Origin of the sequence: Amycolatopsis thermoflava N1165, assembly GCF_000473265.1 — a bacterium.
GTDB classification, from domain to species: Bacteria; Actinomycetota; Actinomycetes; order Mycobacteriales; family Pseudonocardiaceae; genus Amycolatopsis_E; species Amycolatopsis_E thermoflava.
Genome location: NZ_KI421511.1, coordinates 6,381,869 through 6,393,476 on the forward strand (window position 1 = coordinate 6,381,869; position 11,608 = coordinate 6,393,476).

Consider the following 11,608-nt stretch of genomic DNA (forward strand, 5'->3'; position numbering starts at 1 on the left):
ACTACGGCCAGCAGACGCGCCGATCATTTTGAAACGAGTTGTAAGTCTTTTCCCCCGTTTCGGTTCGGCTCGCGCGCTGCCTTCCCGGTCGCAGCAATTCCTCCCCGCCCCGAGCCAGTGCCGATCCCCTCCGGCGCGGTCTTGCCGCACCTGGCTACTTCCGCCGCAACCCGAGGAGTCCCGCGATGAGCACAGCCGCCGTGGTGGTCGCGTTGCTGGGCGCGGCACTGTTGACCCTTCCCGGCAGGCCTGTCCCAGGTCTGCGATTGGCGCACCTCTTTCCCTCGCCACGGTCACCTGCGCGCATTCGCGGTCGGCCGCCTCGGAGCGATCCCCTCGACCTAGCCGCGACGTGGGATCTGCTCGCAGCCTGCTTGCGCGCCGGGCAACCGGTGCCCGCCGCTCTCCGCGCCGTCACCGATGGCGTCGCAGGGCCGGAAGTGGATGCCCTTCGCGCTACTGCCGGTCTGCTCGAACTCGGCGCTGATGCGACCGAAGCGTGGATGCCGGCGCTCCGTTGTGCCGGCACCGCCGAGTTCGCCCGCGCAGCCAAGCGGACCGCGCGCAGCGGGACCACCCTCGCCGACGCCGCCACCGACCTCGCCCGCGGAATCCGCGCGTCACTCGGCGATCGCGCCGAGGCGCGGGCTCAGCGCGCGGGCGTGCTGATCGCCGGCCCGCTGGGGCTCTGCTTCCTCCCGGCCTTCGTGTGCCTCGGGGTCGTTCCGGTGGTCCTCGGCCTCGCCGGACGCCTCAACGTGTTCTGACCCTCCACAACAGACAAAGGAGAACCCCCATGTTGTTCCGCACCAAGCCCGCCGGCCGCCACGCAGCCCCCGCCCGTCCCCGATGGTGGCGTCGCTGGCTGCGCCCGGTGCTGGCCGCCGACGACGGTATGAGCACCGCCGAGTACGCGATCGGCACGATCGCCGCCGCGGCCTTCGGGGCGTTGCTGTATACCGTCGTCACCGGCGACTCCGTGGTCGGCGCCCTCACCGGACTGGTCGAGCAGGCCCTCACGGTGCAGTTCTGATGAAGACACGAGCCCGCGCCGGTCCCGCGGACCGCGGCGCGGTGACGGTCGAAGCGGCGATCGCGCTGTGCGCGCTGACCGTGGTGGTGGGACTGGTGCTCGCGGGCTTCACGGCGGTGGCCGGTCAGCTCCGCTGCACCGACGCAGCCCGCGAGGCAGCGCGGCTCCTCGCCCGGGGTGAACCGCAACTGGCCGCGCAGGCGGTCGAGCAGATCGCCCCGCCGGGCGCGCAGCTCGCGGTGAAGACCGAGGGAAACAGCATCACCGTCGAGGTGCGGGCCGCCGCGGCCGGCGGGCTCCTGCCCGGGCTCCGCCTGGCGGCGCGCGCCTTCGCCGTCCTCGAGCCAGGAGCCGCCGATGCCCCTCCCTGACCTGATCCGTCTGCGCCGGCCGGTCTGCCTCGCCCAAGGGCCGTTGGCTGTCCGACCGCTGACCCGGCTCCCGGCCGGCCGGGCTTCGGTGAGGGATCCGCACCGGCGGGATCGGGGCGCGGCGACCGTCTGGGCCGCGTGCGCCATCGCCGGCCTGGTCGTCGTCGCGGGGTTGTTGTGGGGGCTCGGGTCGGCAGCGATCGCTCGGCACCGGGCTGCCGGCGCGGCCGACCTCGCTGCCCTCGCGGCTGCAGGTCTGGCTGCCGAGGGGAGCGATGTCGCCTGCGGGCAGGCGCTGTGGGTGGCCGAGCGGATGGGCGCCCGGGTGGTGAGTTGCCGCTTCGAGGGGTGGGACGCACTCGTCGAGGTGGTCGTCGACACCGGGCTCGGTCCCGCGGCCGGCCGGGCCCGTGCCGGTCCCTGAGGGGCGGTGGGCTGGTCCGGCCGCCCTTGAGTCGCGTCGCCACCGGGCGGGCTGGTCGACGGACCGCCACCCGCGCCGGGGCCGGCCCGGGGAGGGCAGCCTCGTGCTGGGGCTGCGACGAACGGTCGGTTCCGCGCCGAACGGTAGGTGCCCCGACGGAGGTTGGACGGTCGCCCTCGCGCGCCGAGCGGTCACAGGCGGTGGCGCCGGCGAGTGGCGCGCGAGGTCGGAAACCGTTGGTATGCAGGAGAAACGTGTGCTGGAGATCACGATTGACGAGCGGCGCCGTCAACCGCTCGTCGTCGATGAGCAGCGGCCGAGCGGCGTTCGGCCGCGCCGAGCAGGGGATCGTCGCTCGTCGCCCGGGAGCAGCCGGTTGTCGCGTGGCGGGTTCCGGCACTTTGCAACTTGCCGTTTATTGGGAACCAGACAGCCACCGCGAGCGGTGGAACAAGCAAGGAGTTGTGGACGGAAATGTTGGACACGGATTGGTCGGACAGCTGGCGGGGCGCCTTCCGCATCGAGCTACGCGCGGAGGCCATCGGTCTCGCCTGGCACGGGTGGCCGGTGCTGCCCGGCACCTTTCCGGCGCAGGCGGACGCCGAGGGCTCCTGGACCGGCCCGGTGCCCGTCCACGAGGACTGGGCCGACCGGCTCGGCGCCCACCCCAACGAGGTGGCCGGCTGGTGGACCGGACAGCCCTACAGCCTGCTCGTCGCGACCGGCACCGTGCTGGACGCCGTCGAGGTTCCCGATGAACTGGGCAAGCGTGCCGCCCGCCTGCTCCGCGCGACCGGCCACCCCGCGCCGATCGTCGCGACGCCCGACGGCCGCTGGCTGTTCCTGACCACGGTCGCCGACCGCATCCCGGAGGAGCTCGCCACCGACGGCGAGGTCCGCTGGCACGGCCAGGGCAGCTGGATCCCGCTCCCGCCCACGCCGTTCCAGCACGGCGTTGTGCACTGGCGGGTCAAGCCGGATGTGTGGAGCTGGCGGCTGCCGTCCGCCGACGCCGTGCACTCCGTGCTCGCCCGCGCTCTCGACCAGCAGGGTTCCGACCGGACCGCCCTCGTCGGCGCCGGTCAGTTCGCCGCAGCCTGAGCCACCCCGTGGTCGTGCCGGGCACTGTGAAGACTCACCGCCCCGAGCACGGTTTCCAGCACGGCCACCGCCCCCGCCTTGTCCAGTGGGTCGTTACCGTTCCCGCACTTCGGTGACTGCACACAGGACGGGCATCCCGCCGGGCACTCGCAGGAGAGAATGGCCTCCCGCGTAGCGGCCAGCCACGGGACAACAGCAGCGAAACCGCGATCGGCGAATCCCGCGCCTCCGGGATGGCCGTCGTGCACGAACACCGTCGCCTCCCCGGTGTCAGCGTGCAACGCGGTCGAGACGCCGCCGATGTCCCACCGGTCGCACGTAGCGAAGAGCGGTAGCAGGCCGATCGCCGCGTGCTCGGCGGCGTGCAGGGCGCCGGGGATGCGCGCCGGATCCAGACCGGCGCCCCCCGGCGCCCCGCCGAATCCGAACGGGCCACCGCTTCCGGACGCCTGGACAGTTCCAAGCGCGCTGCCGGTTCCAGAAGGCTGGCTGGCTCCGTGCGGGGCGTCGGCTCGAGACGGCTGGTTGGCTCCGAGCGGGCCGTCGCTTCCGGACGCCCGGTCAGTTCCGAGCGGGCCGCCGGTTCCAGACGGCTGGTTGGCTCCGTGCGGGGCGTCGGCTCGAGACGGCTGGTTGGCTCCGAGCGGGGCGCCGGCTTGGGAGGGCTGGCCGGCTTCAAGTGGGCCGCCGGCTTCGACCGGTGTGCCGGCTCCCGGTGGGTTACCGGTTCCCGTGGTCCTGGCGGCCGCCAGGGGGGCGCCGGTTCGGGATGCCTGGCCGACTCTCGGTGGGCAGGTTTCCGACGGCGTGCCGACCTCGGGCAGTGCGCCGGGGACTTCGCCGGGTACGGCCGGTTCGGGCGGACCGCTGGGGGCTTCGGTGGGGCCGCCCGGCTCGGGCAGACCGGTGGCGGCTTCGCCGGGTCCGGCCGGTTCCGGCGGACCGGTGGGGGTTTTAGAGAGCCCGCCCGCTTCGGGCAGACCGCTGGCGGCCCCGGTGGGCCCGCCCGCTTCGGCCGGACCGCCGGCCTCTAGTCGGCCGTTGGCCGGAGCTTGGGCGCCTGTGTTGGGTGCTCCGTCGCGGGTCGGTGCTCCGCTGGCCGTACTGGCGCCCCGAGGGGCTTCCAGCAGTTCCGGGCTGATCGTGTACCACACGGCCCGCGTCTCGAGCGTCTGCGCCGGCAGGTCCAAAGCCACCTGGTCCAGGACCTCGCCGGACGGGCGGCGTCTCAGGTAGCCGACCACCTGGGAGGTCACCGCGACCTCGCCCAGGCACACGCTCACCCCGCCGTAGTCGAGGCGTTCCTGCGTGCTCAGCACGGTGATGTCGGCGACCTCCCGCGCCGACGTCGTCCACTCCGGGTCTTCCGCATGCACCAGCGCGATCCCGGACTCCAGGTCCAGCTCGTCCACCACGTACGACGAACCCTGGTGCAGGTACACCGCGCCCGGGTGCACCGTCGTGCACGCCGAGCCCGGGTCGACCGTTCCGAGCAGCCTCGACGTGTCCGCCTCCACCACCGCGATCTGCTCGCCGCCCGAACCACGAATATCCACCTCGTAGTGGGGGCGGTCCCGGGACGTCCAGTACCAGCCGCTGGGCCGCCGCCGCAGCAGCCTGTCCGCCACCAGCCTGTCCAGCACCTCACGCGCCGCCGCGCCGCCGAACGTGTCCAGCTCCCCCGTGGTCAGCGGCAGCTCCGCCGCGGCGCACGCCAGCTGCGGCGCCAGCACGTACGGGTTCGACGGGTCCAGCACCGCCGTCTCCACCGGCCGCTCCAGCACCGCCGCCGGGTGGTGCACCAGGTACGTGTCCAGCGGGTCGTCCCGCGCCACGAACACCACCAGCGCGTCGTCACCGGACCGGCCTGCCCGGCCCGCCTGCTGCCAGAACGACGCCAGCGTCCCCGGATACCCCGCCAGCACCACCGCGTCCAGCCCCGCGATGTCCACACCCAGCTCGAGCGCGTTCGTCGTCGCCACGCCCTTGAGCTCGCCCGACAGCAGCGCACGCTCCAGCGCCCGCCGCTCCTCCGGCAGGAAGCCCGCCCGGTACGCCGCCACCTGCGACGGCAACTCGCTGTCCACTTCGGACAACAACCGGCGGGCGCCGAGGGCCGTCAGCTCCGCGCCCCGCCGCGACCGCACGAACGCCAGCGTCCGCGCACCCTCGATGACCAGCTCCGCCAGAATCCGGCTCGCCTCCGCACCCGCCGACCGGCGCACCGGCGCACCGTTCTCACCCCGGTGGTCCTCCACCAGCGGCGGCTCCCACAACGCCACCGTCCGCGCCCCGCGCGGCGACGCGTCCTCGACCACCGGCACGCAGTCCTCGCCCACCAGACGGCACGCGAACTCGCCCGGCTCCGCCGTCGTCGCCGACGCGAGGATGAACACCGGCGACGAACCGTAGTGCCGCGCCACCCGCTGCAGCCGCCGCAGCAGCAGCGCGACGTGCGACCCGAACACGCCCCGGTAGCTGTGGCACTCGTCGATCACGACGTAGGACAGCTTGCGGAACAACCGCGCCCACCGCGAGTGCGCGGCCAGGATGCCGCGGTGCAACATGTCCGGGTTCGTGAACACCCACCGCGCGTGCGCCCGCACCCAGTCGCGCTCCGCCATCGGAGTGTCACCGTCGTACGACGCCGCCCGCACCCCGGGAACGTCCAAAGCGGACACCGACCGCAGCTGGTCGGCGCCCAGCGCCTTCGTCGGCGACAGGTACAGCGCGCACGCCTTGTCGTCCGCGACCAGCTTCGACAACACCGGCAGCTGGTAGCACAGCGACTTGCCGGATGCCGTGCCCGTCGACACCACGACGTGCCGTCCCTCGAAGGCCAGCGACGCCGCCTCCGACTGGTGCGCCCACGGCCGCTCCACCCCGCTCGATCGCAGGGCCGTCACCACCCGCGGGTCCGCCCACGACGGCCACTCGGTGTGCCGCGCCTCGCGGGCGGGCAGGTCGGCCACGTGGGTCACCGGGTTCTCCCGGATCCCGGCGGTGACCCGGTGCAGCAACCGCCGCGCGCGCTCGGTTCCCGCAACCACATCCACGCGTTCCAGCTTCGCACACGTGTACGACAGAACCGGTCGCGTGTGAAAAGATCATGAACCGTGAGCAGGCTCACATGCACCGAGAGTGATCGTTACGGGACGCCCTGACCGCGCCGGATCCATTACCAATACACTCCCCGCAACCGGCACCACTTGTGGTGTAGATCCCATGCCAGCGTCGGCACGGCTTTCGGAAGGCGAGCTGTCACTGGCGACAGGAACGTTTCCAGGAGGACGGATGTCCCGGCAGACCCTCGCGGAGGGCCTCGAGTTTTCCGGAGGTGACTACGGCATCGCGGCCGTCGTCGCCGTCATCGCCTTGGCCGCTCTGGTCATCGGCTGGTTCCTGCTCAAGGAGGTGCTGGCCGCCGGCCAGGGCACCACGAAGATGCAGGACATCGCCAAGGCCGTGCAGGAAGGGGCGGCCGCGTATCTGAAGCGGCAGCGCAACACCCTCTCGATCTTCGGTGTGGTGGTGTTCCTGCTGCTCCTCGCGCTCCCGGCGGAGGACTGGAACGAGCGCATCGGCCGCTCGCTGTTCTTCCTCGTCGGCGCGGTGTTCTCGTTCCTCATCGGCTACACCGGTATGTGGCTGGCGACGCGGGCCAACCTGCGGGTCGCCGCCGCCTCCCGCGAGCCGGGCGGCCGGGAGAAGGCGATGCGCGCCGCGTTCCGTACCGGCGGCGCGGTCGGCATGTTCACCGTCGGCCTCGGCCTGTTCGGCGCCGCGGTCGTCGTGCTCGTCTACACCGGCCAGGCGCCGAAGGTGCTCGAGGGCTTCGGCTTCGGCGCCGCGCTGATCGCGATGTTCATGCGTGTCGGCGGCGGCATCTTCACCAAGGCCGCCGACGTCGGCGCGGACCTGGTCGGCAAGGTCGAGCAGAACATCCCGGAGGACGACCCGCGCAACGCGGCCACCATCGCCGACAACGTCGGCGACAACGTGGGTGACTGCGCCGGCATGGCGGCTGACCTCTTCGAGTCCTACGCGGTGACCCTGGTCGCCGCGCTGATCCTCGGCAGCACCGCGTTCGGCGTGGACGGCCTGCTGTTCCCGCTGATCGTGCCCGCCATCGGTGTCATCACCGCGGTCATCGGCGTCTACATCACGCGCGCCCGCTCCGGTGAGAACGGCCTGGTCACCATCAACCGCTCGTTCTACATCTCGGCAGCCATCTCCGCGGTGCTGTGCGCGATCGCCGCGTTCGTCTACCTGCCCGGCTCGTTCGCCGAGTTCGGCGCGGACCAGGCGGGCATTGAGGGCAACCCGGCGCTCATCGCGTTCATCGCGGTGATCATCGGCATCGTGCTGGCCGGCGTGATCCTGAAGCTGACCGGCTACTACACCGGCACCGAGCACGGCCCGGTGAAGAACGTCGGGGAGACCTCGCGGACCGGCGCCGCGACCGTCATCCTGTCCGGCATCTCGGTCGGCTTCGAGTCGGCCGTCTACACGGCGCTGGTGATCGGCGCGGCGGTGTTCGGCGCCTACCTGCTCGGCGGCACGATCGCGCTGTTCGCGGTCGCGCTCGCCGGCACCGGCCTGCTGACCACGGTCGGCGTCATCGTCGCGATGGACACCTTCGGCCCGGTCTCGGACAACGCGCAGGGCATCGCGGAGATGTCCGGCGAGGTCGACGAGAACGCGGCGCAGATCCTGACCGAGCTGGACGCGGTCGGCAACACCACCAAGGCGATCACCAAGGGCATCGCGATCGCGACCGCCGTGCTCGCGGCGACCGCGCTGTTCGGTTCGTACCAGGACTCGATCTCCAAGGCGCTCGCCGACATCGGTGAGTCCGCCGCGGGCGTGAAGTCGTTCGTGGACACGATCGTCAGCCCGAACACGCTGGTCGGCGTGATCATCGGCGCCGCGGTGGTCTTCCTGTTCTCCGGTCTCGCGGTCAACGCCGTGTCCCGCGCCGCCGGCGCGGTGGTGTACGAGGTGCGCCGCCAGTTCCGGGACATCCCGGGGATCATGGAGGGCACCACGCGGCCCGAGTACGGCAAGGTCGTCGACATCGTCACCCGCGACTCGCTGCGTGAGCTGGCCACCCCGGGTCTGCTCGCGGTGTTCGCCCCGATCGCCGTCGGCTTCGGCCTGGGCACCGGCGCGCTGGCCGGGTACCTGGCGGGCGCGATCGCGACCGGCACCCTGATGGCGATCTTCCTGGCCAACTCCGGTGGCGCCTGGGACAACGCGAAGAAGCTGGTCGAGGACGGCCACCACGGTGGCAAGGGCTCCGAGGCGCATGCCGCGACGGTCATCGGCGACACCGTCGGCGACCCGTTCAAGGACACCGCGGGCCCGGCGATCAACCCGCTGATCAAGGTGATGAACCTGGTCTCGGTGCTGATCGCGCCCGCCGTCGTGCAGTTCTCGATCGGGCCGGACGCCTCCGCTGGCGTGCGGATCGCGATTTCGCTGGTCGCGGTGGCGATCATCATCGCCGCGATCGTGGTGTCGAAGCGGCGCGCGAGCGTCATGACGGAGACGCCGAGCGAGGACGCCACTCCGGCGAAGACCGCCTGACACGTCCGGAAGGCCGGGTTCGTCGCGCACGGAGCGTGACGGGCCCGGCCTTTTCCATGCCCGGCGGTTGCGATCCGCAATCGTCTCGGTACCGTCGGGAAAGAGCTCACGTCGGCAGCTGGAGGTGTGTGGGTGCGGCCCGGGAAGTCGCTGTTCCTTGTGGTGCTGACCGGGCTCTGTGTGGGCCTCTCCGGATGCGGCCAGCAGCCCGCGAGAACCGTCGAGCCGGGCGGCCCCGGCCTGTCGCAGGAACAGGTCCGGCAGCAGGACGCCGCCGCGCGGTGGGCCGACGACTACTGCGTCGCGGTCGGCTCGCTGGTCCAGGGCCTGGCGACGATGCCGAGCGTGGACCCGAGCAGCCCGCAACGCGCGGTGCGCACGTCGAGCGAACTGCTCGGGTCGGTGATCGGCGGGCTGGACCGCGCGCTGGACGGGCTCGGCAAGCTGCCGCCGTCCCCGGTGCCGGGTGGCGACCAGGTGCGGGCCCAGGCCGTGGCGGACTTCCGGGGCGTGCGTGACCGCGCCTCCGCCGTCCGGCAGCGGCTAGATGCCACTGACGCGAGCGAAATCGACGAGGCCACGCTCGGGCAGGCGCACGGCCCGCTGGACGAGGTGTCCCGCCTCGACCTGCTGAACCGCTTCGACGCCGTGCCCGAGCTGGCCACCGCGATCGCGCACGCCCCGGTGTGCCAGCAGCTCACGGTGCAGGTGACCGCCGCGCCCCGCTAGCTCATCCGGGCGCGGGCGTACGCGGCCATGGCGTCACGCAGGTACTCGGCGAGCCCGGGGTGGATCGCCTCGTAGACCCCGCGGAAGCGCTCGTCGTCGCTGTAGAGCCGGCCGAGGCCGGTGTAGGATTCGGCGTCCGGCGTCCAGAAGTTCTCCAGCCAGGCGCGGTGGGCCGCGACCGCGTCGAGCGCGCGCTCGTCGTCGGCCGGGACGCCCTCGCGGAGCAGCTCGGCCAGCCGCTCGGCCGCCTCGGCGCCCTGCCGCTTGACGGCGTCCCACTTCTCGTCCGACCAGCGCTTGCTCCGCTCGTGCGACTGCACGGCGTCCTCACCCCACCGTTCGACCGCTTCCTCTGCCAGCCACTTCGCCTTCTCCGAGTGCGGCGAAAACCCCTCGAACAGTTCCTTGGCGGACATGTGTTCCCCTCCTTCCAGTTCTTCGATGGTCCGGGCGACGGTGTCGGCGAGCCGGTCCAGCCGATCGCGCTCCGCCAGCAGCCATTTCCGGTGCAGCCGCAGGGCCTCGGCCCTGGACACCGATCCGTCGAGCACCTCGGCGATCGTGTCCAGGCCGAGTCCCAGCTCCCGCAGCAGCAGGATCTGCTGCAGCCGGATGAGCTGTTCCCGCTGGTAGTAGCGCCTCCCGCTGGTGTCGGCGAAGGCCGGTGGCAGCAGGCCGATGTCGTCGTAGTGCCGCAGGGTCCGGGAGGTCACCCCGGAGGCCTTGGACACCTGGACGATCGACAGCGGTTCGTCCATCTCGTCTCCATCCTCGCCCGTGAAATCCACGGTAGAGCTTGACGCTGCGTCAACTTCAAGAACTTTTTCGCGCGACGACTCGCGGGAAATCGAACGGGTGTTCTACCCTGTCCGCTGTGGATCAGATGTCGCTCTTCTCGGCGGAGGCGAGCGGCCCGGACATCGCCGACCTGAGCGGCGTCCTGTGCGGGCAGGGCCAGATCACCGGCTTCGCGCGCACGGCCGCCCGGCTCACCGTCGAGGTGGACGAGGTGTGGCGCGCGCGCGTGCTGGTCGCCGAGTTCGGCAGGCGCGGGGTCGCGGCGGAGCTGGGCCGGACCGAGGACGGCGGACCCGTGGTCCGCACCGCGTTCCGGTCCGATCTGATCGGGCTGGCCAGGGCGTGGCTCGACGACGAGGGGAAGTCGTTGCCGGGACGGTTCCGGCTGACCGGCGCGGCGCTGCGGCTGTGGGCGCTCGCGGCGGGCCGTCCGGGAGTCCAGGGGTACCTGTTGGCCGTCGACGAGCGCGCGCCGGGCACGCACGAGCCGCTCGCCGAGGCGTTCCGGCAGCTCGGCGTGCCCGCGCAGCTCGTCGGGCCGAAGGGCGGCGGGCCTGCCGTCCGCGTCACCGGCCGCCGCCGTCTCGCGACGCTGGCCGAGCTCATCGGCATGCCCCCGCCGGGCGCCGAGCCGGTGTGGCCGCAGCACGCACCGGCCCGGCAGGCGGTGTGATCAGGCGGGAATGGGAACCGGCAGCGCCACGTTCGGCTTGGGCAGCAGGCACCCGTCCCGCACCAGGCTGAGCTGGTTGTTCTTGGCGAAGCAGGCCGGGATCCGGTAGGTCTGCTGCCCGTAGGTCAGGCCCTGCCGGGCGAACACCACGCCGTTCTCGTCGACCTCGCACGGGTTGTTGAACGTGCAGACCTCGCCGTTGTCGTTGCCGGTGTTGTTGATGCCGACGACTTCCCGGCTGCCCTGGTCGACGATCGGCGAGCCGGACGTGCCGTGGACGGTGTCGCAGCCGGGCGCGTACCGGATCGAGTCCTTCCAGGTCCAGCCCGCCTCGCGCACCGAGTACACGACGCGCTCGATCGAGCAGTTCCAGGTGCGGGTGAAGAACCCGGAGACGACGCTGACCGGGGTGCCGACGTTGGCGGGCGAGGCCGCCACGGTCAGCGGGTGCCCGCCGAAGTCGCGGGCGATCTCCCGGTAGGAGGAGTCGAGGGCGTAGAGCGCGACGTCGGTGTCGGTCATCGTGGCGTAGACGAGCTTCGTCGCGCGGATCTGGCCCAGCTCGCGGCCGTCGGCGCCGAGCAGCACCATCTTGCGGTCGGCAGGCCGGTTGACCAGGACCTCACCCGCCTCCGGCATGCCCGACTCCAGGCAGTGACCGTTGGTGAGGACGAGCGCGCGGTCGAACTCGTCCGACTGGGGCAGCCGGACGAGTGAACCGGAGCAGTTGCTGAGCTTGACGATGCCGCTGTAGTCGGCGGCGGGTGCGGCGGACGCGGCGCTGACCCCGGCCAATGCGGGACCGGTCAGCAGAACGGCGAGGATCGTGAACAGGCGGCGGAACATGACGCGGAGCGTAGCGGAACGGCTACTCAGAAGCCCCGCGAAGC

General features: G+C 72.1%; 11 protein-coding genes. 8 read left to right on the plus strand and 3 right to left on the minus strand.

Annotation, left to right across the window (positions count from 1 at the left end):
• The first annotated feature begins 185 nt into the window (after positions 1 to 185).
• The 5 genes from AMYTH_RS0131540 (at position 186) to AMYTH_RS0131560 (ending at position 2,929) form a co-directional block, all read left to right on the plus strand.
• Positions 186 to 767, plus strand: a complete 582-nt coding sequence (locus AMYTH_RS0131540; protein ID WP_084022723.1) for a type II secretion system F family protein — start codon at positions 186 to 188, stop codon at positions 765 to 767.
• A gap of 29 nt (positions 768 to 796) precedes the next feature.
• Entirely contained in the window at positions 797 to 1,033 is a 237-nt protein-coding gene (locus AMYTH_RS46045; RefSeq protein ID WP_017985467.1) for a DUF4244 domain-containing protein, read from the plus strand.
• Positions 1,033 to 1,404 (plus strand): TadE family type IV pilus minor pilin, encoded by a 372-nt coding sequence (locus AMYTH_RS0131550; RefSeq protein ID WP_027933593.1) that lies wholly within the window; start codon positions 1,033 to 1,035, stop codon positions 1,402 to 1,404. The genes AMYTH_RS46045 and AMYTH_RS0131550 overlap by 1 nt, the downstream gene beginning before the upstream one ends.
• On the plus strand, positions 1,391 to 1,828 hold the full coding sequence (locus AMYTH_RS0131555) for an Rv3654c family TadE-like protein (RefSeq protein ID WP_027933594.1): 438 nt from the start codon (positions 1,391 to 1,393) through the stop codon (positions 1,826 to 1,828). The genes AMYTH_RS0131550 and AMYTH_RS0131555 overlap by 14 nt, the downstream gene beginning before the upstream one ends.
• Before the next feature lie 474 nt (positions 1,829 to 2,302).
• Positions 2,303 to 2,929 (plus strand): bifunctional DNA primase/polymerase, encoded by a 627-nt coding sequence (locus AMYTH_RS0131560; RefSeq protein WP_027933595.1) that lies wholly within the window; start codon positions 2,303 to 2,305, stop codon positions 2,927 to 2,929.
• On the opposite strand, the gene AMYTH_RS0131565 is transcribed toward AMYTH_RS0131560, so the two are convergent.
• Positions 2,911 to 5,979: a DEAD/DEAH box helicase gene (locus AMYTH_RS0131565; protein ID WP_027933596.1), complete on the minus strand. Its 3,069-nt coding sequence runs from the start codon at positions 5,977 to 5,979 to the stop codon at positions 2,911 to 2,913. The two genes, AMYTH_RS0131560 and AMYTH_RS0131565, sit on opposite strands and share 19 nt — an antisense overlap.
• A gap of 244 nt (positions 5,980 to 6,223) precedes the next feature.
• On the opposite strand from AMYTH_RS0131565, the gene AMYTH_RS0131570 reads away from it, so the two are divergent.
• Both AMYTH_RS0131570 and AMYTH_RS0131575 read left to right on the plus strand, forming a co-directional pair.
• The gene (locus AMYTH_RS0131570; protein ID WP_027933597.1) at positions 6,224 to 8,518 is read left to right on the plus strand and encodes a sodium-translocating pyrophosphatase; all 2,295 of its coding nucleotides are present in this window, start codon (positions 6,224 to 6,226) and stop codon (positions 8,516 to 8,518) included.
• A 132-nt stretch (positions 8,519 to 8,650) separates the two neighbouring features.
• The gene (locus AMYTH_RS0131575) at positions 8,651 to 9,247 is read left to right on the plus strand and encodes a hypothetical protein (protein ID WP_027933598.1); all 597 of its coding nucleotides are present in this window, start codon (positions 8,651 to 8,653) and stop codon (positions 9,245 to 9,247) included.
• Here AMYTH_RS0131575 and AMYTH_RS0131580 read toward each other — a convergent pair.
• Positions 9,244 to 10,005, minus strand: a complete 762-nt coding sequence (locus tag AMYTH_RS0131580) for a MerR family transcriptional regulator (protein ID WP_027933599.1) — start codon at positions 10,003 to 10,005, stop codon at positions 9,244 to 9,246. The genes AMYTH_RS0131575 and AMYTH_RS0131580 overlap by 4 nt on opposite strands.
• Before the next feature lie 125 nt (positions 10,006 to 10,130).
• On the opposite strand from AMYTH_RS0131580, the gene AMYTH_RS0131585 reads away from it, so the two are divergent.
• On the plus strand, positions 10,131 to 10,718 hold the full coding sequence (locus AMYTH_RS0131585) for a hypothetical protein (RefSeq protein WP_123684622.1): 588 nt from the start codon (positions 10,131 to 10,133) through the stop codon (positions 10,716 to 10,718).
• Here AMYTH_RS0131585 and AMYTH_RS0131590 read toward each other — a convergent pair whose 3' ends face one another.
• Positions 10,719 to 11,564 (minus strand): trypsin-like serine peptidase, encoded by an 846-nt coding sequence (locus AMYTH_RS0131590; RefSeq protein ID WP_027933601.1) that lies wholly within the window; start codon positions 11,562 to 11,564, stop codon positions 10,719 to 10,721.
• Positions 11,565 to 11,608 lie beyond the last annotated feature (44 nt).

Coding starts and splice junctions, on each gene's coding strand:
- AMYTH_RS0131585 (WP_123684622.1), top strand. CDS start 10,131: ATGTCGCTCTTCTCGGCGGAGGCGAGCGGCCCGGACATCGCCGACCTG.
- AMYTH_RS46045 (WP_017985467.1), top strand. CDS start 797: ATGTTGTTCCGCACCAAGCCCGCCGGCCGCCACGCAGCCCCCGCCCGT.
- AMYTH_RS0131560 (WP_027933595.1), top strand. CDS start 2,303: ATGTTGGACACGGATTGGTCGGACAGCTGGCGGGGCGCCTTCCGCATC.
- AMYTH_RS0131570 (WP_027933597.1), top strand. CDS start 6,224: ATGTCCCGGCAGACCCTCGCGGAGGGCCTCGAGTTTTCCGGAGGTGAC.
- AMYTH_RS0131540 (WP_084022723.1), top strand. CDS start 186: ATGAGCACAGCCGCCGTGGTGGTCGCGTTGCTGGGCGCGGCACTGTTG.
- AMYTH_RS0131550 (WP_027933593.1), top strand. CDS start 1,033: ATGAAGACACGAGCCCGCGCCGGTCCCGCGGACCGCGGCGCGGTGACG.
- AMYTH_RS0131590 (WP_027933601.1), bottom strand. CDS start 11,564: ATGTTCCGCCGCCTGTTCACGATCCTCGCCGTTCTGCTGACCGGTCCC.
- AMYTH_RS0131555 (WP_027933594.1), top strand. CDS start 1,391: ATGCCCCTCCCTGACCTGATCCGTCTGCGCCGGCCGGTCTGCCTCGCC.
- AMYTH_RS0131580 (WP_027933599.1), bottom strand. CDS start 10,005: ATGGACGAACCGCTGTCGATCGTCCAGGTGTCCAAGGCCTCCGGGGTG.